Source organism: Allotabrizicola aquatica (SeqCode), assembly GCF_965194375.1.
GTDB classification, from domain to species: Bacteria; Pseudomonadota; Alphaproteobacteria; order Rhodobacterales; family Rhodobacteraceae; genus Tabrizicola_A; species Tabrizicola_A aquatica.
The window spans coordinates 60,001-78,921 of record NZ_OZ239428.1 but is presented as its reverse complement, the minus strand read 5'-3'; the positions used below and the strand labels follow the sequence as shown (position 1 = coordinate 78,921).

The window sequence follows — 18,921 nt, the reverse complement described above, 5'->3', positions numbered from 1 at the left end:
GGTATTTCTGGACCGATACTGAACCAGTTGCCGGTTTCCTGCGTATCTTGTTGAAATGGGGATAGAATGTCAGACGCGCCGTTGATCTTGTGGTTCCGCCGTGACCTGCGGCTTGGGGACCATCCGATGCTGACGGCTGCCGTGGCCAGCGGTCGGCCGCTGGTGCCCGTTTTCATTCTGGACCCCGAGACCGAGGCGCTGGGGGCGGCACCAAAATTCCGCTTGGATCTGGCGCTTGCCGCTTTTGCCGCCACTCTCGCTCGCCATGGGTCGCGGTTGATCTTGCGGCGGGGTCCGGCGCTGGCGGTCCTTGAGGCGCTGGTGGCCGAAACCGGGGCCGCGGGTGTGATGTGGAGCCGCAGCTATGACGCCGCCGCGCGCGACCGCGATCAGGCGGTGAAGACGGCCCTAAAGGCGCGGGGGCTTCTGGCCCAAAGCCACCCCGGTTCCCTATTGTTCGAGCCTTGGGAGGTCGAGACCGGGCAGGGTGGGCCCTACCGGGTGTACACGCCCTTCTGGCGCGCGGTGCGGGGCCGTCCGGTGGCCGAGGCATCACCAGCGCCCGCCACTTTGCCTGCACCGTCCGTCTGGCCCGCCTCAGACCGATTGGACGACTGGCAGCTTTCTGCCGCCATGAATCGCGGCGGTGCTGTTGTGGCGGCCTATCAGCGCGTGGGTGAGGACAAAGCCCTGACCCGGCTCGAGGAATTTTCAGCAGGACCGATGGCCGCCTATGCGGCGGATCGCGATCTGCCGGGGCTGACGCGTGCGACCAGCGGTCTGTCGGAAAACCTTGCATGGGGCGAGATCGGCCCGCGCGCGATCTGGCATCGCGGCTGGCGTGCCATGGCCGAGGGCAATGCCGGGGCCGAGACCTTTCTCAAGGAACTGGTCTGGCGCGAGTTTGCTTGGCATTTGATGTATCACTACCCGCAACTCGACCGCGCCAGCTGGAAGCCCGGCTGGGAAAGCTTCCCTTGGCGCGCCGACAATTCGGACGCCGAGGCGTGGCGGCGCGGCATGACGGGCGAGCCTTTTGTCGATGCCGCCATGCGCGAGATGTATGTGACAGGCCGCATGCACAACCGCGCGCGGATGATCGTGGCCAGCTATCTGACGAAACATCTTTTGACAGACTGGCGCGTGGGTCTGCAGTGGTTTGCAGACTGTCTGACCGATTGGGACCCGGCCGCCAATGCCATGGGCTGGCAATGGGTGGCGGGCTGCGGGCCGGATGCGGCCCCCTATTTCCGCATCTTCAACCCTGCGGGGCAGGCGGAGAAATTCGATACCGATCAAACCTATAGGCGCCGCTGGATTTCTGAATTAACCCGCCAGCCAGGACCCGAGGCGCAAAGCTATTTCGCCGCCGTACCCCGCACATGGCAGCTTGACCCCGTGCGGCGATATCCGCTACCGCGCATCGATCTGGCCGAGGGGCGCGCCCGCGCTTTGGCGGCTTTGCAGCAAGGAAAGACTTGAGTGATGTCGCGTGATCTGAATAGCTTGCTGCAAAAAGAACCCGTGGGGGGTGTGTCGATGGACGTCCTGACGTCGGTGAAAGGCCAAACCGGCCTGCCGCGCTATTTTTCTGCCGCCTTTGATCTGGCCAGCCGGATGCAACATGGCCGGGTGGATTTTCTGTTGCCAGATGGTCGGCGGTTTCGGGTTGAGGCCCCGGGTGCGGGCCCGGTGGCCGAAGTGCATGTGCATGACCCCGACGTGTTTGCCCGGCTGATCCGCGAAGGCGATGTCGGCTTTTGCGAGGCCTATATGGAGGGCGGCTGGTCCACCCCCGATCTGCAGGCGGTGATGGATCTGGCCCAAGGCGGCAACAATGATGCGCTGGACCGCATGATCGGTGTCACCCTTGTGCGCGCCTTTGAGCGTTTGCGCTTTTGGCTGCAATCGAACTCCAAGCGGCAGGCCAAGAAGAACATCGCCTATCACTATGATCTTGGGAATGACTTTTACCGGCTGTGGCTCGATGACAGCATGACCTATTCCAGCGCGCTGTTTCGCACTGGCCAAGAAAGCCTTGAGACGGCGCAAGAGCAGAAATACGCCAGCATGGTGGATCAGATGGGCGCAAAGCCCGGCGATCATGTGCTGGAAATCGGCTGTGGCTGGGGCGGCTTTGCGGAATATGCCGCCGCCAAGCGCGGGCTTAAGGTGACGGGGCTGACGATTTCCAAGGCCCAGCATGACTATGCCGTGGCGCGGATTGCGGCGGCGGGTCTGTCGGACCGGGTTGAAATCAAGCTGCAGGACTACCGCGACGAAACGGGCGTCTATGACGGCGTCGCCTCGATCGAGATGTTTGAGGCGGTGGGCGAAAAATACTGGCCCACCTATTTCAACACTTTGCGCGAGCGGCTCAAACCCGGGGCGCAGGCCACCTTGCAGATCATCACCATCGCTGATGACCGCTTTGCGATGTATCGAAAAACGGTTGATTTCATTCAGAAATACATCTTCCCGGGCGGCATGCTGCCCTCACCCTCGGCGCTCAAGGCGGAGATTGCGCGGGCGGGGTTGGAGTTTACCGGCTCGATCGAGTTTGGCCAAAGCTACAGCCAGACCTTGCGGCGCTGGCATGACACATTCAACGCCCGCTGGTCCGAAGCGCAGGCCATGGGCTTTGATGATCGGTTCCGGCGGATGTGGAACATGTATCTGACCTCTTGTGCGGGGGCGTTTCAGGGTGGAAACTGCGATGTGACGCAAGTGACGCTCAAGCGCCCCTAAGGGCATCCTGCTGCTTTTCTGCCTGCCATTTTTTGAACGCGCCGTTTTTCCGTCTGCCGATTTTGACTGAGGATTTCATGCCAACTGCGCCCAAGCTGTTTTCCGCTGTGTTCTTCGCCCTTGTGGCCGCGCTAGCGGCTCACATGTTCATCCCGGTCTTGCCTGAGGGCACGCAGACCAAGCTGTTCCGCGAGCTTTCGGCGGTGATCGGGTTGTTCTGCGGCTGGTTCATCATGGGACGGTCCACCGGGCGGGGTATGACCGAGGCGCTCAACCGGGGTCTTATCACCGCGGTGGCGGTTTTGTTTTGGTGTCTCTTGCTGTTCTCGATTTACTTCATGGTCCGCAAATCGACCCGGATGATGTACGACGGGCCGATGGAAGCCGTCTTGGGGATCTTTGAGATGATGCTGGAATATGGTGCGCTCTTGCGCCACCCGGCGACGCCCGTGGTTTTGGTGAGCGGTGGTGTTCTGGGCGGTGTTGCGGCCGAATGGATCGGTCGGCGCTGGAATTAGCCTATGGGCGGCTGGGCTTCTCCGGCCGCGGCTTTACCCTAGCCTTGCCCTGCGATATCAGCGCAAAGGCCCTTGTGGGCGGCCAAGGGGGCAGGTTTCCATGCGATCCGACGACCAACACATTCGCGCCCGCGCGGCCCAGATCGTCCCCGCCACCCAACGGCGCGTGGCCCTGCCGGGCGATGTGGCCGTACTGACAAGGGCCGAGCGCTTTGCCGGTTTTTTTGCCGTCGAGGAGCAGGGCCTGCGCTTTCGCCGGTTTGACGGCACGCTGTCAGATCCGGTCAACCGCGAGGCCTTTGTGTCAGGTGATGCGGTGACGGTGCTGCCCTATGACCCGGTGCGCGACAGGGTCTTGTTGATTGAACAGTTCCGCGTCGGCCCGCATCTGCGGGGGGATGCCAATCCTTGGCAGCTTGAGGCGATTGCCGGGCGTATTGATGACGGCGAGACCGCCGAGGCCACCGCGATCCGCGAAGCGAAAGAGGAGGCGGGGATCGAGATCAACCGCCTTGTGCCGATTGCGGGTTATTACCCAACGCCGGGGGCGGTGACCGAGTTTCTCTATTCCTACCTTGCGCTGGTCGATTTGCCCGACAGTACCACGGGCACCTTTGGGCTGGCGACCGAGTCTGAGGATATCCGGGTGCATCTGGTCAGCTTTGATCGGTTGATGGAATTGTGCGCCAGCGGCGAGGTCGGCAATGCGCCCACGCTTTTGTCGGCCCTGTGGCTGGCGCGCGAGCGTCCGACCCTGCGCACGGCTGCGATCTGAACCCTTGCAACGTGGCACCTCAAGGGCATAACTGGGCCCAGCCTATGGATGAGCATGCCGATGACCGACGACGCCCGCAAAGTTCCAAGCCACGAGCTGACCTATGTCCGTCTGCGCGACATGGTGTTGTTTGGAGCTCTGGCGCCCGGACAGCCGGTGACCATTCAGGGCCTCATCAGCGATCTGGGCGCGGGCATGACCCCGGTGCGCGAGGCGATCCGGCGGTTGACAGCCGAGGGCGCGCTGGAACCGCAGGGCAACCGCCGCGTCACTGTGCCAAGGCTGGAGCCGGGGGTCTTGGAGCAGCTGGCCTTTGCCCGCCTGACGATTGAGCCCCGGCTTGCCGAGCTTGCCGCCGCGAACCTGACGCCTGCGCTGATTGCCCGGCTGCAGGGGTTGGACGCCACCGTGAATGACGCGATCCGGGGCGGGGATGTGACCGCCTATCTGACCGCCAACCATGCCTTCCACTTTGCTTTGTATGAGGCGTCCGGCGCGGGTGTTCTTCTGGACATGGCGCGGTCCATGTGGCTGCGCTTTGGCCCTTCCCTGCGGGTTGTGGCCACGCTGGCTGGGGCGTCGGGCCTGCCGGATCAGCACGCCGAGGCGCTGGCCGCCATGCGCGCGGGCGATGGCGCGCGGCTGGCGCGGGCGGTGAAAGACGATATCGCTCAGGGCGTCGAAGAGGTGCGCGCGGCTTTGGCGAGGGGCGAGGTTTAACGGGCCAGGTCTGCCAGGTCGGCCCAAGCACCCTCTTGCAGCAAGAGCTGCGATGGATCGCGGTGGACTGCCACGAATAAGACTGCCAGCAAAAGCACCATCTGTGCCTGTGCTAAGGTTCAAACAGCAGCGCGACCTTTCCCAAAGCCATGATCTGGGCGCAAAGTTCTTCTGAGGATTTCTCTGCAAGCCCCTGAACTTGAAAGTTTTTCCGGATCAAGGCGATCCCGAACAGAACCGCCAACAGCATCGCGGCCCTTTCTTGTGCTTGGGGGCCGCCAAGCTTCTCAGCAAGTGGTGCTGCCAGCACTTGCTGCACAAACGTACGAATACTGTCGCCCATGACCGGGTCAATGACATTCACCAACAGCATCATGAACGGGTTTACCGAATCCGTCTCCGGATCGTAGGGTCGAGAAAAGCTTTCGACGGCTTTGGTCAACAGATCTTCACGATCAGATGCCAGCACGTCCCAAGGCGGAACATCCGCCAAGGTCGCCTCGAACAGCCCCTGCTTGCCCCCGAAATAGCGCGAAACCAGCGCCGCATCCACGCCCGCCGCCCCGGTGATGTCACGAACCGAGACATTGGAATACCCGCGCGTCCAGAAAAGTCCGCGCCCGGCTTGCAGCAGTTTTTCTTTGGTCGAGATGGGTTTTGTCATTGTCCTTTGTCTAATGAACAAAAAAACGCTGGTCAACAATCGTTGACAATGCGTCAGGGTCGCCCTGGGTGGGTGTCAACGATTGTTGACCTGTTTATGGAGAACATCATGTCAAACACGGCCCTCATCACCGGTGCTTCTTCCGGCATCGGTGCGGAATTCGCCCGTTATCATGCTCGAAAAGGCGGTGATCTTGTCGTCGTCGCGCGCCGCAAAGAACCTTTGCAGGCGCTGAAGACAGAGCTTGAAGCGGCGCATGGCGTGCGCGTGACGGTGTTCGCCCAAGATGTTGGCACGCCGGCACAGGCCGCAGCACTTTACGACGCTGTGAAAGCCCAAGGGATCCAAGTGGACATCTTGATAAACAATGCCGGTTTTGGGGGGCATGGCGGGTTTCTTGACCGTGATCTTGCGAAAGATCAGGCGATGATTGATCTGAATATCTCGGCCCTTGTGACCCTGAGCCACCTTTTCGGCACGGACATGAAAGCGCGAAAGGGCGGCAAGATGTTGCAGGTCTCCTCGACCGCCGGTTTCCTGCCCGGGCCTTATCAAGCGGTCTATTATGCAACGAAGGCCTTTGTGACCTCGTTCAGCCAGGCGATTGACCAAGAGTTGCGCAAAGACGGCATTACGTTGACGGCGCTGTGCCCGGGCCTTGTCCACACGGAATTTGTGGCCTCGGCGGATTTGGCAGGCACCGGGCTTGCCAACCAAAAGGGCGCGACAGCGGCTTCGGTTGCGAAATGCGGCTACGACGCCATGATGAAGGGCGCCTTGATTGCGATCAACGAGCCTCAGCTGTCCTTAATGATGAACTGGCTTATCCCCGTCATGCCGCGCCGGATGGTTCTGAAAATGATCGAGAAGATGCAGACCAAATAGCCATACACGTCTGACCCTCGGGCAGGCCAGTTTGGCCTGCCCCAGTTCGCTTTTCGGCAGCGCCTGCATAATTTGATCAAATTTCTTGAACAGCCCCCGCGTTTGATCATATCTTGCGCCAAAGCGCCCGAGGATTCCCAAAGGATTCAGGGCCCGTGACCGAAGGGACATCCCATGAACATGATCACCAACCACATGTCGACGGCCGAGCTGCAAAAGCTGGACGCGGCGCACCACATGCACCCCTTCACTGATGCCAACGGCCTTGCGGCCAAGGGCGCGCGGGTCATCAAATCGGCCAAGGGCGTCTGGCTGCAAGACAGCGAAGGCAACAAGATCATCGACGGCATGGCCGGGCTGTGGTGCGTCAACATCGGCTATGGCCGCACCGAACTTGGCGATGTGGCCAAGCGCCAGATGGATGAGCTGAGCTATTACAACACCTTCTTCCAGACCACCCATGTGCCTGCCATCGCGCTGGCGGCTGAGCTGGCCAAGATCGCGCCTGAGGGGATGAACCACACCTTCTTTGCCGGGTCCGGCTCGGAAGCCAACGACACCAATATCCGCCTTGTGCGGCGCTATTGGCAGGTCAAGGGCATGCCCGAAAAGCGGGTGATCATCGCGCGCAAGAACGGCTATCACGGCTCGACCATGGGGGGCGGCAGCCTTGGGGGCATGTCGCCGATCCACGCCCATGGCGGCAAGATCGACGGCATTCACCACATCGACCAGCCTGACTGGTGGTCCGAGGGCGGCGATCTGACCCCCGAAGAGTTCGGGCTTGAGCGCGCCCGGCAGTTGGAAACCGCGATCCACGAGATCGGTCTCGACAAGATCGCAGCCTTTATCGGTGAGCCTATTCAGGGCGCGGGTGGGGTGATCATTCCGCCCTCGACCTATTGGCCGGAAATCCAGCGCATCTGCGACAAATACGGGATCCTGCTGATTGCCGACGAGGTCATCACCGGCTTTGGCCGCACCGGCAATATGTTCGGCTCCACCACCTTCGGCATTCGCCCCCAGATCATGACCATCGCCAAGGGCCTGTCGTCGGGCTATCAGCCGATCGGTGGCTCGATCATCCACGACGAGGTGTTCAAGGTCGTGGCCGAGGGGGGCGAGCTGTATCACGGCTATACCTATTCCGGCCATCCGGTGGCCGCCGCTGTGGCACTGGAGAATCTGCGGATCATTCAGGAAGAGGGCATCATCGACCATGTCCGCAACGTCGCGCACCCGTATCTCAAGGCGAAATGGGACGCGCTGACCGAGCATCCGATGGTGGGTGAGGCAAAGCTGGTGGGCCTGATGGGGTCGATCGCGCTGACGCCAAACAAAGCCACCCGCGCCAAGTTCAAAGCCGAGGCGGGGACGGTCGGCTTTAAGGTGCGCGAGCGCTGCTTTGCCAACAACATCATCATGCGCCATGTAGGCGACCGCATGATCATTGCGCCGCCGCTGATCATCACGCCGGACGAGATTGACGTTCTGATCGCGCGCGCGACGAAATCGCTGGATGAGGCCTACAAGATCGTCAAGGACGAGGGCCTGTTCGTCGCGGGATAAGCTGCGGCAGGCCCCCCACCCCCAGCCCCTCCCCACGAGGGGGGGAGGGGAGGCGAGGGATGTGTCAGCGCTGCTATGGCCCCTCAGGCCGGGTCCAGATCCAAGCGCCCATCACCACCAACACAACTCCCTGCACCGCGAGCATCTGCCAGCTAAGGCCGAGTGCCAGGCTGATCACAAAAGCCACCGCCATGGCGATCAAGGACAGGCGTTTGGCCTTCGGCGCGATGGCGCGGTGGGCGCGCCAGTTGTGGATGGCAGGGCCGAAACTGGGATGTGAGACCAACCAGTTGTGCAGTCGTGGCGAGGATTTGGCAAAGCAGGCGGCGGCCAAAATCATGAAAGGCGTGGTCGGCACCAACGGCAGCACAACCCCGGCCAGACCAAGGGCAAGGGCGACAAGGCCAAGGCTGATCCAGAGCAGACGCATGGGTTCGGGTGTTTCACAGACCCTCGCCCCTGTCGAGGGCGCGGGGGCGTCTAACCGCGCCAGTCATATGGCAAAACCGGGCCTTTTGCGCTTGGCCTTTTCTTTTCCCGCCCCCCCGCCTATAGGGGCCTATGGCGGGATGCCCCCGCGCCCCTTGCTGTGAAAGGCCGCCCATGCGGACCATAACCACGACCGAAGACCTTGCCGCCTTTTGCGCTGCGGCCAAGGATCATCCCTATGTCACCATCGACACCGAGTTTCTGCGCGAACGCACCTATTGGTCCAAGCTTTGCCTGATCCAGATGGCGCTGCCGGGCAAAGACGGCGACGCGGTTCTGGTGGACCCGATCGAAGGGTCGCAGATGTCGATGGAGCCGCTCTATGACCTCTTTCGCCACAAGGCGACGGTGAAGGTCTTTCACGCGGCGCGCCAAGATCTGGAAATCTTTTTCGTCGAGGGCAATGTCTTTCCCGATCCCTTGTTTGACACGCAGGTCGCTGCCATGGTCTGCGGCTTTGGCGAACAGGTCGGCTATGAGACGCTGGTCAAGAAGATCGCCAAGGAAAACCTTGATAAAACCAGCCGCTTTACCGATTGGTCGCGCCGTCCGCTGACCTCGGCGCAAAGCGAATATGCGCTGGCCGATGTCACGCATCTGCGGGTGATTTATGAATGGCTGGCGGCCCAACTGGCCAAGAATGGCCGGCAGGGCTGGGTGGAAGAGGAGCTTTCGCTTCTGACCGACCCCGAAACCTATATCACACGGCCCGATGAGGCTTGGATGCGTGTCAAAACGCGCACCACCTCGGGTCGGTTCTTGGCGGTGGTCAAGGAGCTGGCGCGGTTCCGTGAGGGCTATGCCCAAGGCAACAATGTGCCGCGCAGCCGCGTGATGAAGGATGACGCACTGTTGGAGCTGGCCTCAACCCGACCCACCTCCATGGAAGAGCTGGGCCGCTCGCGGCTATTGCAGCGCGAAGGGCGCAAGACCGAGATTGCCGAAGGCATCATCGCAGCCATCAAGGCGGGCCTTGAGATGCGGCCCGAAGATATGCCGAAGCCGGATCTTGAGCGTGAGCAGTTGCAGGTGAACCCGGCCTTGGCCGATCTCTTGCGCGTGCTCCTCAAGGCCAAGTCGGAAAGTCTGGGCGTGGCACCGCGCCTGATTGCCTCGGCGGCAGATCTTGATGCGATTGCCGCCGGAGAGCGCAAGGTAGATGCGCTGAATGGCTGGCGCGCCGAAGCCTTTGGCGATGACGCGATGCGGCTCTGCCGGGGCGAGATTGCGCTCTCGGCCAAGGGCAACGAAGTGCGGGTGGTGCGGCTGTAACGCCGCCCCGCCTTTAGCGGCGGCTAGACCGGGCGTTCTGCGCGCCCTGCACGACGATTTCGCGGATGCTGTCGAGTTTGATCTTAGACAGATGGGCAGCCACGGTCACCTCACGCGTGCGCTGGGCACCAGCAGGCGTTGGGCCGGGCGGAGGCATCAGGCGGAAGTCATAGACCAAGACACCGTTCTCATCCAGCGGGCGCGCCACCAATTCGGCGTCGTAATGGCCTTGGGTGGGCGATAGGCCCGTGGCGCGCACAATAGCGCCGTAAGGCGTTTGCTCGATGCTCATCGACAGAACCTGATCGACCAGCGGGCGCGCCTCAATCATGGCGGGGATGCCGAACTCATCGGCCTGCGCCTCGCGTGAGCCGCCGAACCAGTTCAGCGGGTTCAACCGCGACTCGCGCATTGAGCCGCAAGCGGTCAGCACCATCACGGCAGTCAGGGCGAGGGTCAGGGAAAGGCGCATCGGCAGGGTCCTTGCAAGCACTCTCCTTTGGCTATCCGATCAGGGCCCCTTTGAAAAGGCCGCAGCGTTTGTGGGGCAGGGGCTGGACAGGGGGGCAGGGGCGAATTAGCTGACACGGGAATAAAGGAGTTGCACCATGGCCACCCCCGCCTTTGAGGAGATTGCCGAAACCTTCGAGTTTCTCGACGACTGGGAGGATCGTTATCGCCATGTCATCGACATGGGCAAGGCGATGTCGGCCTTGGACGACAGCTTCAAGGTGCCGGGCTACAAGGTGGATGGCTGTGCCAGTCAGGTCTGGCTGCGCCCGGTGATCGCGGGCGGGCGGTTCGATTTTCAGGGCGATTCGGATGCGATGATCGTGCGCGGGCTGATCGCGGTCTTGCATGCCTTGTATTCAGGCGTGCCGGTCGGGCAGGTGGGCGCGGTGGATGCGCTCGCCGAACTCGGCCGTTTGGGGCTGAACGAGCATCTCTCGGCCCAGCGGTCCAACGGCGTGCGCGCCATGGTGGAGCGCATCCGCAAAGTGGCGGCTGAGGCGGCCTGAGCGCGAAAAATCGCGCCGACCGTCAGATCGGCCCACAGGCCGCGCGGCACCAGTCCAGCGCGGCGGGCGACAGGCGCGGGGTCAGTTTTTCCAGCACCTCGGCGTGATAGGCGTTCAACCACTCCCGCTCACCGGGGGCGAGCATCTCGGCCACGATCAAGCGGCGGTCAAAGGGCACAAAGGTCAGCGTATCGAACCGCAGCTGCTCGCGCTCGCTGTCACCGCCTTGCAGGTGTGGGGCTGGTTCCACCACGATCAGGTTCTCCAGCCGGATGCCAAACTCGCCCTCGCGGTAATAGCCCGGCTCATTCGACAGGATCATCCCAACTTCCAGCGGCACTTCAGAGACCCTGCTGATGCGCTGCGGGCCCTCATGCACCGACAGGAACGCCCCGACACCATGGCCCGTGCCATGGTTGAAGTCTTGGCCCGCCATCCACAAGGCGGCCCGCGCCAAAGGGTCAAGATCGCGGCCCGTCAGCCCCTTGGGCCAGCGCACGCGCGAGATGGCGATGGTGCCTTGCAAGACGCGGGTATAGCAGGCGCGGGCATAATCGCCCGGATCGCCCACCGCCACGGTGCGGGTGATGTCGGTGGTGCCATCGAGATACTGGCCGCCCGAATCCACCAAGAGCAATGAATTGGCCTCAACCGCCCGGTTGGACTCGTCAGTCACCCGGTAATGCATGATGGCGCCATTAGGGCCCGCGCCGCAGATGGTGTCAAAGCTGATCTCATGCAGCGCATTGGTCGCGCGGCGATAGCCCTCAAGCGCGGTTACCACATCGATCTCGGTCATGCCGCCTTGGGGCAGTCGGTCGTCCAGCCAGCATAAAAACTCCACCACCGCGGCGCCATCGCGCAGATGTGCGGCCCGCATCCCGGCAATTTCGCCCGCGTTCTTGCAGGCCTTGGGCAGACGGCAGGGATCATCGCCCCAAGCCACGGCAATCCCGGCCTCTTCCAACTCCATTGACACCGCAAGCGGGGCGGTGCCCTTGTCCACCCGCACGGGGCCTTGCAACGTGCGCAGCGCGGGCACAAAGGCCGCAACCGGGCGCAAGGTCACCTCGGGGCCAAGATGGGCGCGCGTGGCCTCGTCAAACTTCTCAGCCGCCGCGAAAAGCGTGACGCCGCCATCGTCATGCAGGATCGCATGGCCATGCAGGATCGGGTTGCGCGGCACATCGGCGCCGCGGATGTTCAAAAGCCAGCACAGGGAGTCGGGCAGGGTCAGCACCGCCGCCCGCTCTCCCGCCTTCACCAGCCCTTCTGCCAGCCGCGCGCGCTTGGCGGCAGCCGGTTCGCCTGCCAGCGCATCCGGATGGGCAAAGGCCCGGCCCATGGGCGCCTCAGGCTGATCGGCCCAGATCCGGTCCACCAGATTGTCGCAAGGGCGAAGCGACAGGCCACTGCCCTGCAGACCCGCCTCCAGCCGTGCAATCTCATCGGCGGTGTGCAGCCACGGATCAAAGCCGATCACGCCCGTCTCAAGCTGCGCCTTCATCCAATCGGCAGGCTTCACCTCGGGCCAAGGCACAGGGGTGAAATGGGCCAGATCGACCTGACCCTTCACTTGGGTGCGATAGCGACCGTCGATAAAGACCCCGGCCACCCCCTGCAGCACGATGGCAAAGCCCGCAGATCCGGTGAACCCGGTCAGCCATTGCAGCCGCTCATCGCGTGCGGCCACATATTCCCCCTGATGCACATCGGCGCGCGGCACCATAAAGCCCGCCAGCCCTTCGGCGGCCAGAACGGCGCGCAGCGCGGCCAGACGGGCCGGGCCTTGGGCGGGGTTGGCGGTGGTCTCAAACGTCTGGAACATCGAGGGCTCCTTCAATGCGGTGAAAATATCCTCAAGGGGGTGAATTGGCGCAGCCAAGAGGGGGACAGACTGTCCCCCTTACCCCGCCTTGCGCATCCCCAAGGCCCGGGCGCGTTTCTTGGGGTCCACCTCGAACAACCCGGCAAGCTGTTCGGTCATGGCCCCCGCCAATTGCTCGACATCGGTGATCGTCACGGCGCGTTGGTAATAGCGCGTCACGTCATGGCCAATGCCGATGGCAATCAGTTCCACCGCACGGCGCTTTTCGACCATGGAGATCACGTCGCGCAGGTGCTTTTCCAAGAACGAGGCCGCGTTGACCGACAGCGTCGAATCGTCCACCGGCGCGCCGTCCGAGATCACCATCAGGATCTTGCGCGCCTCGGGGCGGGCCATGGACCGGCGGTGCGCCCATTCCAGCGCCTCACCGTCGATGTTTTCCTTCAAGAGCCCTTCTTTCATCATCAGCCCCAGATTGGGCCGCACCCGCCGCCACGGCGCATCGGCGGATTTATAGATGATGTGGCGCAGATCGTTCAGCCGTCCCGGAGCCTGCGGGCGGCCTTGGGCGAGCCAGCGTTCACGCGACTGGCCGCCTTTCCACGCCCGGGTGGTAAAGCCCAAGATCTCCACCTTGACCGAGCAGCGTTCCAGCGTCCGCGCGAGCACATCGGCACAAATGGCAGCAATCGAAATGGGACGACCGCGCATCGAGCCGGAGTTGTCGATGAGAAGCGTCACGCAGGTGTCGCGGAATTCGGTGTCTTTTTCCTGTTTGAACGACAGGGGTGTCGTGGGGTTGGCAATGACGCGGGCCAAACGGCCTGCATCCAGCGTGCCTTCTTCCAGATCAAAGAGCCACGAGCGGTTTTGCTGGGCCTGAAGGCGGCGTTGCAGCTTGTTGGCCAGCCGCGACACGGCGCCTTTCAGCGGTTCAAGCTGTTGGTCCAGATAGGCGCGCAGGCGTTCCAGCTCGGCCGGTTCCGCCAGTTCCTCGGCGCGGATTTCTTCATCGAAATCTGTGGTATAGACGGTGTAGTTCGGGTCGGCATCGGAATAGGGCGCGGGCGGAGGGGGCTCCAGCGGAGCCTCGCCGTCGGGCAGTTCGGTCTCGTCGCCCTGCTCCATGTCGGCGCTGTCTTCCATGGTGACTTGCGCTTGGGACTGGTCTTCCTGCTCGTCTTGGCTGCGCTCGGGGCTGGCCTCGGACTCGTCGCTTTCTTGGTCTTCCGAACCTTGGCTGTCGGGGTTGTCCTGATCTTCCTCGGCCTCGTTGCCGGCCTCATCCTCATCTGGCGCGTCCGGGTCATCGCCCAATTGGTCGCCATAGCCGAGATCCGAGATCACTTGCCGCGCAAAGCGGGCAAAAGCGGCCTGATCGGCCAGCACATGATCGAGGTTGTCCAGCGTGCCGCCGGCCTGTTCTTCGATAAAGCCACGCCACAGGTTCATGACGTTTTCGGCGGCCTTGGGCAGCGGGTTGCCGATGGCCAGATGGCGCACAAGGTAGCCTGCGGCGACCGAAAGCGGCGCCTCGCCGGGGCTTGTGATGGTGGCATAGCCCTTGCGATCAGCCTCATGGGCGATCTTGGCGTCAATGTTGGTGGCCGTGCCGGGCATGACGCGGGCACCCACCGCCTCGCAGCGGGCAGTCTCCATCGCGTCGTAGATTTCGCGCGCCAGTTGCCCGGTGGGGGCATAGCGGTTGGAGGTCGCCTCGTTGTGATACTTGCGCTTCAGTGCAAAGGCGTCGGCGGTGCCGCGCGCCAAAAGCACCTCATCGCGCGTCATGCGGCGCGACACCTGCGGCAGGCGCACGCCGTCTTTGGTCATCCCCGAGGGGTCGACCGAATAGGTGACGGTCATCTCCGGATCATCGGCCATGACGCGGGTGGCCTCGGCAAGGGCCTTTTTGAACGGATCGGCGGGGTTGTCGTTGGGTTTGGTCATGATCTGCCCCGTTTTGCCTTTGGCTGGCGGCCCCCCTCCCATCCTCCCCCACGAGGGGGGAGGAGGCGCCCCTTGCCGCAGGTCATTGCCTTTTGTCGTCCCGGTGCCTCCCTCCCCCTTCGTGGGGGAGGGCTGGGGTGGGGGGTTACTTCATCGCCATCGAGGCAGCGCTTTCCGGCAGTTCCTCGCCAAAGCAGCGCTGGTAGAATTCGGCCACGGTCTGGCGCTCCAACTCGTCGCATTTGTTCAGGAAGGACAGCCGGAAGGCATAACCCACGTTGCGGAAGATCTCGGCGTTTTCGGCCCAGTTCAGCACGGTGCGGGGCGACATCACGGTCGAAAGGTCACCGTTCATAAACGCCGTGCGGGTCAGGTCGGCCACGGTGACCATCTGCGAAATGGTCTTGCGACCTTTCTCGGTGTTGTAATGCGGGCGCTTGGCCAGAACGATGGCGGCTTCGGCATCATGGCTCAGATAGTTCAGCGTCGCCACGAGCGACCAGCGGTCCATCTGGGCTTGGTTGATCTGCTGGGTGCCGTGGTAAAGCCCGGTCGTGTCGCCCAGACCCACGGTGTTGGCCGTGGCAAACAGGCGGAAGGACGGGTGGGGGGTGATGATCTCGTTTTGATCGAGCAGTGTCAGCTTGCCATCATGTTCCAGCACGCGCTGGATCACGAACATCACATCCGCCCGCCCGGCATCATATTCGTCGAACACAATGGCCACAGGGTTGCGCAGCGCCCAAGGCAGGATGCCTTCGTGGAACTCGGTCACCTGCTTGCCATCGCGCAACTTGATCGCGTCTTTGCCGATCAGGTCGATCCGGCTGATATGGCTGTCGAGGTTCACCCGCACTGTCGGCCAATTCAGCCGCGCGCCAACCTGTTCGATATGGGTCGATTTTCCCGTGCCGTGATAGCCTTGGATCATCACCCGGCGGTTATAGGCAAAGCCCGCCAGAATGGCCAAAGTGGTGTCAGGATCGAACTTGTAGGTCGGGTCGATGGCCGGCACGCGATCGGTCGCTTCGGCAAAGCCTTTGACCTTCATATCGGTGTCGATGCCGAACACGTCGCGGACCGAGATCTCTTCGGTGGGTTTTTGCAGGGTCTCAGCCATTGTCGTGGTCCATCATCGAAAGCCTCGGGGCCGTGGGGCCCCCTTTGGGAGTGAAGTAGTGGAGCATATCGGCAGGGGCTGCAAGGGCTGGACTCACGGGTTTTCGCAACTTGGTGAGCGCTTGTAACCTTTGCCCCTTGGCGCGCTTTGATGTGCTAAGATAGCCCGAAGAAGGAGATTTGCCGATGAACCGCCGTCTGTTCGTATCGACCGCACTTGCCGCTTTGGGATTGGGCAAGGCCGCCCGCGCCGAAAGCTTTGAATTCACTCTGACCGATGAGGAGTGGCGCGCGCGCCTCTCGCCCGAGGCTTATCAGGTCTTGCGCCATGAGGCGACCGAACGCGCAGGCACCAGCCCCTTGGACAGGGAAAAGCGGGCAGGCACCTTTCATTGCGCGGGCTGTGATCTGCCGCTGTTCTCATCGAGCACCAAATACGACAGCGGCACGGGTTGGCCGTCCTTCTGGCAGCCTTTGGACAATGCCATACGCACAAGGGCGGATCCGGGCATCTTTGGCGACCGGATTGAGGTGCATTGCCGCCGCTGTGGCGGGCATTTGGGACATGTGTTCGAAGATGGGCCACAACCAACGGGTCTGCGCTATTGCATGAACGGGGTGTCGCTGGCTTTTGTGCCGGGCTGACGGCTTAGGGACAAGGACTGACGGCTAAAGACGGCGCGCCAGGATCAGGCTGCGCCTGACGTTGGTTTACAGGGGCCTCGGGCGGGGCTAGGGTCGGGGGATTGCATACCCCTTTTCGATCCAACCCTTTTTGTCCCGGAGCCTTGTCTTGGCCTTGATGCCGAACCCGCCTGCCTTGTCCTTCAGCGAGGCTGTTGCTGACCGTGTGCAAAGCCTTTTGGCCCCGCCCGTCACCCCCAACACGTTGAACTCTGCGCTTCGGCATCTGGCCAAATGGCGGTCTGAGTTGGTGGCCAATACTGTCTTGGCGCGGTCCGGGGCGGTGGTCCAATCGGGGCCGTTCAAGGGGATGGCCTATCCGGTGCGCGCCTCGGAAGGGTCACGCGTAGCGCGTCTTCTGGGGGCTTATGAGGCCGTGTTGCATCCGGTGATCGAGGCGATCATCGCCCGCGCGCCGGATCTTGTGATCGATATCGGCTCGGCCGAGGGCTATTACGCCGTGGGTCTGGCGCGGCGCTTGGAGCGCACGCGCATTTTGGCCCGCGATGCTGATGACCGCGCGCAGGCGCTTTGCCGCAGCTTGGCTGAGGCCAATGGGCTGGCCGAGCGGGTCGAAGTGGGCGGGCTTTTTGGTCACAGCGACTTTGACATCTGTGCTGCGGGCCGCGCGGTGGTAATCTGCGACATCGAGGGGGGCGAAGATGCGCTTCTTGACCCGGTCGCAGCGCCCGGCCTGTTGCGGGCCGATGTGCTGGTGGAATGTCACCCCGGTTTGGCCGCGGGGGTGACCGAGCGGATCACGGCGCGGTTTGCCGCGACCCACCGGATCACCCGGATTGACCGCAAGCTGGATGACGCCGCCTTGCCCGAGTGGATGCAGGAGCTGTCCGATCTTGATCGGCTGCTGGCGCTGTGGGAGTGGCGCAGCGGTCCGACCCCGTGGCTCTGGATGGAGGCGTTGTGATGGGCCCGCGCAACGCTGCGATCTGGTATGCGCAAGACGGGTTTGATCCCGCCGCCAAGGGCATCAACGGGCGGCGCGTGGCGGGGGAAAGCTTTTTGAAGGGTTTTCTGCGCCATGCCGAGGTTGACGAGTTCGTTCTCTTGTCAAAGCTGCCCGAGGATGTGGAACCGGTGCGCGCGCTGGCCGATGAGCTGCGGCCCGGCGTGCCGCTGCGCCATGCCAGCCTGATGCGGCCGACAAGCATCGGCCCTGTGTCCGCCGTGTTCTATCCCAGCCCAAACTTCGCCGCCGAGGCATGGCGGCGCGCGCCCTATGGCACGGGGGCCTATGCCCTCACGGGGATCACGCACACCACCTCGACCCAAGCCGTGATGGAGGGCTGGTTGAACCTGCGCGTCGCGCCGGTGGCAGAATGGGACGCGGTGATCTGCACCTCGCAATCGGTGCAGTCTAGCGTGCGCTATCAGCTGGATCTGATCGATACGCATCTGAAGCGCCAGCTGGATGCCAATCTGCGCCCGCGCCCACTGTTGCCGGTGATCCCCTTGGGCATTCATTGCGACGATTTTGTGCCAGATGCTGCAGCAGGCAAGGCGCTGCGCGCGCGCTTGGGGGCGGGGGAGACGGATGTGGTCTTCACCACCATCGCCCGGCTAACTCCGCATGAAAAGTTTGACCCCTTACCGATCTATCTGGCCATGCAGGCGGCGCAGAAAAAGCTGGGGGCGGGGCAAAAGCTGCATGTCGCCTTTTGCGGGGTGTTCCGCGAAGAGTATTCGCGCAAGGTCTTTGAAGAAGGCGCGCGGCGGTTGATGCCGGATGTGAGCTTTGCGCTTTTGGATGGGGCGAATGCGGCTGAACGCAAGGCAGTCTTGTCAGGGGCAGATGTGTTCATGTTACTGATCGACAACATACAGGAAACCTTTGGTCTGGCCCCACTTGAGGGGATGGCGGCTGGGGTGCCGCTTTTGGTGTCAGATTGGGATGGTATGAAGGACACGGTGACGCCGGATGTCGGTTTTCGGATCACCAGCCGCACCTTGCCCGGTCCGCATCTTGCGCAAGAGGCGCTGCGCTATCAGGGCGGCTATGACAGCTATGTGCAGTATTGCTCGATCGCTTCGGCGATGACCGAGATTGATATGGGCGAGTTGACAGCACGAATTGTGGATTTGGCGCAGAACCCCGGCTTGCGCCGTAAGATGGGGGCGGCGGGGCAGGCGCGGGCGCGGGCACTTTACGATTGGTCGCGGATCATTCCACAGATGCAAGATCTGTGGGGCGAGCAGGAGGCGCGGCGCACTGCGGCCGAGGCGCGGCCTGCGCGCTATGCCGCCGATGCCTTGCCGATTGCGCCCTCTCCCACGGGGTTGTTTGGCAGCTATCCCACGGGGTTTGCGAGTTTCGCCGAAGTGGTGCTGGTGGCGCGGGATCTAACCGGGCGGCTTGGTCCGGCCGAGACGATGGATCTGCGCTACTATGCCGGGGTCAAGCGGGTCTTTGCACCCAAGGCGCAGGTCTTGGCGGTGTTTCAGGCGATTGAAGGGGCTGGCGCGCAGGGCGCGCGGATCGCGCCGCTGGCCACGGGCTTGGGCGTGCCGCCACATGTGATCGAGCGCATTGCGATGTGGCTTTTGAAATACGATTTCATCCGCCGAATGTGAAAATCGGGGGTTTCACACCCCCACGCGGGTTTGCCAAGGCAAACCCGCGCTCCCCGTGGAGTATTTGGGCCAAGATGAAAAGCAATTTTAGC

At 62.7% G+C, this 18,921-nt stretch carries 18 protein-coding genes and 1 pseudogene; 12 read left to right on the top strand and 7 right to left on the bottom strand.

Features of this window, described 5'->3' with window-relative positions:
- Positions 1 to 66: 66 nt before the first annotated feature.
- The 5 genes from AC72UB_RS13575 (at position 67) to AC72UB_RS13555 (ending at position 4,761) form a co-directional block, all read left to right on the top strand.
- Positions 67 to 1,482 (top strand): cryptochrome/photolyase family protein, encoded by a 1,416-nt coding sequence (locus tag AC72UB_RS13575; protein WP_505190256.1) that lies wholly within the window; start codon positions 67 to 69, stop codon positions 1,480 to 1,482.
- Between the two features lie 57 nt (positions 1,483 to 1,539).
- Positions 1,540 to 2,748 carry a class I SAM-dependent methyltransferase gene (locus tag AC72UB_RS13570; RefSeq protein WP_505190832.1) on the top strand — a complete coding sequence of 403 codons (1,209 nt, stop codon included), beginning with the start codon at positions 1,540 to 1,542 and terminating at the stop codon, positions 2,746 to 2,748.
- Between the two features lie 77 nt (positions 2,749 to 2,825).
- The gene (locus tag AC72UB_RS13565; RefSeq protein ID WP_505190255.1) at positions 2,826 to 3,266 is read left to right on the top strand and encodes a TrgA family protein; all 441 of its coding nucleotides are present in this window, start codon (positions 2,826 to 2,828) and stop codon (positions 3,264 to 3,266) included.
- A 100-nt stretch (positions 3,267 to 3,366) separates the two neighbouring features.
- Entirely contained in the window at positions 3,367 to 4,041 is a 675-nt protein-coding gene (locus AC72UB_RS13560; protein ID WP_505190254.1) for an NUDIX domain-containing protein, read from the top strand.
- Positions 4,042 to 4,101: 60 nt separating this feature from the next.
- Positions 4,102 to 4,761, top strand: coding sequence for a GntR family transcriptional regulator (locus AC72UB_RS13555; RefSeq protein WP_505190253.1), 660 nt, complete (start codon positions 4,102 to 4,104; stop codon positions 4,759 to 4,761).
- A gap of 112 nt (positions 4,762 to 4,873) precedes the next feature.
- On the opposite strand, the gene AC72UB_RS13550 is transcribed toward AC72UB_RS13555, so the two are convergent.
- Together AC72UB_RS13550 and AC72UB_RS13545 are read right to left on the bottom strand one after the other, a co-directional pair.
- A complete protein-coding gene (locus tag AC72UB_RS13550) occupies positions 4,874 to 5,314 on the bottom strand; it encodes a TetR/AcrR family transcriptional regulator (protein ID WP_505190831.1) in 441 nt (146 codons plus the stop codon).
- 3 nt (positions 5,315 to 5,317) lie between these two features.
- A pseudogene (locus AC72UB_RS13545) lies at positions 5,318 to 5,425 on the bottom strand (TetR/AcrR family transcriptional regulator); the annotation flags it as partial.
- On the opposite strand from AC72UB_RS13545, the gene AC72UB_RS13540 reads away from it, so the two are divergent.
- Both AC72UB_RS13540 and AC72UB_RS13535 read left to right on the top strand, forming a co-directional pair.
- A complete protein-coding gene (locus AC72UB_RS13540) occupies positions 5,387 to 6,310 on the top strand; it encodes an SDR family NAD(P)-dependent oxidoreductase (RefSeq protein ID WP_505190252.1) in 924 nt (307 codons plus the stop codon). The pseudogene AC72UB_RS13545 and the gene AC72UB_RS13540 overlap by 39 nt on opposite strands.
- Positions 6,311 to 6,484: 174 nt before the next feature.
- Complete coding sequence (locus AC72UB_RS13535; RefSeq protein ID WP_505190251.1) at positions 6,485 to 7,879, top strand: aspartate aminotransferase family protein; 1,395 nt, start codon at positions 6,485 to 6,487, stop codon at positions 7,877 to 7,879.
- A gap of 73 nt (positions 7,880 to 7,952) precedes the next feature.
- On the opposite strand, the gene AC72UB_RS13530 is transcribed toward AC72UB_RS13535, so the two are convergent.
- Positions 7,953 to 8,309: a YbaN family protein gene (locus AC72UB_RS13530; protein WP_505190250.1), complete on the bottom strand. Its 357-nt coding sequence runs from the start codon at positions 8,307 to 8,309 to the stop codon at positions 7,953 to 7,955.
- Positions 8,310 to 8,482: 173 nt separating this feature from the next.
- Between AC72UB_RS13530 and rnd the strand changes: the two genes are divergently transcribed.
- Positions 8,483 to 9,640 carry a ribonuclease D gene (gene rnd, locus AC72UB_RS13525; RefSeq protein ID WP_463290115.1) on the top strand — a complete coding sequence of 386 codons (1,158 nt, stop codon included), beginning with the start codon at positions 8,483 to 8,485 and terminating at the stop codon, positions 9,638 to 9,640.
- Between the two features lie 13 nt (positions 9,641 to 9,653).
- Here the strand turns inward: rnd and AC72UB_RS13520 are convergent, their stop codons facing one another.
- On the bottom strand, positions 9,654 to 10,112 hold the full coding sequence (locus tag AC72UB_RS13520) for a hypothetical protein (protein WP_505190249.1): 459 nt from the start codon (positions 10,110 to 10,112) through the stop codon (positions 9,654 to 9,656).
- 136 nt (positions 10,113 to 10,248) lie between these two features.
- Here AC72UB_RS13520 and AC72UB_RS13515 point away from each other — a divergent pair, with 136 nt between their 5' ends.
- Complete coding sequence (locus AC72UB_RS13515) at positions 10,249 to 10,659, top strand: SufE family protein (protein ID WP_463290113.1); 411 nt, start codon at positions 10,249 to 10,251, stop codon at positions 10,657 to 10,659.
- Positions 10,660 to 10,681: 22 nt separating this feature from the next.
- Here AC72UB_RS13515 and AC72UB_RS13510 read toward each other — a convergent pair whose 3' ends face one another.
- The 3 genes from AC72UB_RS13510 to cobS form a co-directional block, all read right to left on the bottom strand.
- Complete coding sequence (locus AC72UB_RS13510) at positions 10,682 to 12,487, bottom strand: aminopeptidase P family protein (protein ID WP_505190248.1); 1,806 nt, start codon at positions 12,485 to 12,487, stop codon at positions 10,682 to 10,684.
- A gap of 78 nt (positions 12,488 to 12,565) precedes the next feature.
- Complete coding sequence (gene cobT, locus AC72UB_RS13505) at positions 12,566 to 14,437, bottom strand: cobaltochelatase subunit CobT (protein ID WP_505190247.1); 1,872 nt, start codon at positions 14,435 to 14,437, stop codon at positions 12,566 to 12,568.
- 145 nt (positions 14,438 to 14,582) lie between these two features.
- A complete protein-coding gene (cobS, locus tag AC72UB_RS13500) occupies positions 14,583 to 15,557 on the bottom strand; it encodes a cobaltochelatase subunit CobS (protein WP_463290110.1) in 975 nt (324 codons plus the stop codon).
- Between the two features lie 185 nt (positions 15,558 to 15,742).
- On the opposite strand from cobS, the gene msrB reads away from it, so the two are divergent.
- The 3 genes from msrB to AC72UB_RS13485 all read left to right on the top strand — a co-directional run bounded on the left by msrB (position 15,743) and on the right by AC72UB_RS13485 (position 18,829).
- Entirely contained in the window at positions 15,743 to 16,201 is a 459-nt protein-coding gene (msrB, locus tag AC72UB_RS13495; protein ID WP_505190246.1) for a peptide-methionine (R)-S-oxide reductase MsrB, read from the top strand.
- Positions 16,202 to 16,358: 157 nt separating this feature from the next.
- Entirely contained in the window at positions 16,359 to 17,165 is an 807-nt protein-coding gene (locus AC72UB_RS13490; RefSeq protein ID WP_505190245.1) for a hypothetical protein, read from the top strand.
- Entirely contained in the window at positions 17,165 to 18,829 is a 1,665-nt protein-coding gene (locus AC72UB_RS13485; protein ID WP_505190244.1) for a glycosyltransferase family 4 protein, read from the top strand. The genes AC72UB_RS13490 and AC72UB_RS13485 overlap by 1 nt, the downstream gene beginning before the upstream one ends.
- Positions 18,830 to 18,921: the final 92 nt, after the last annotated feature.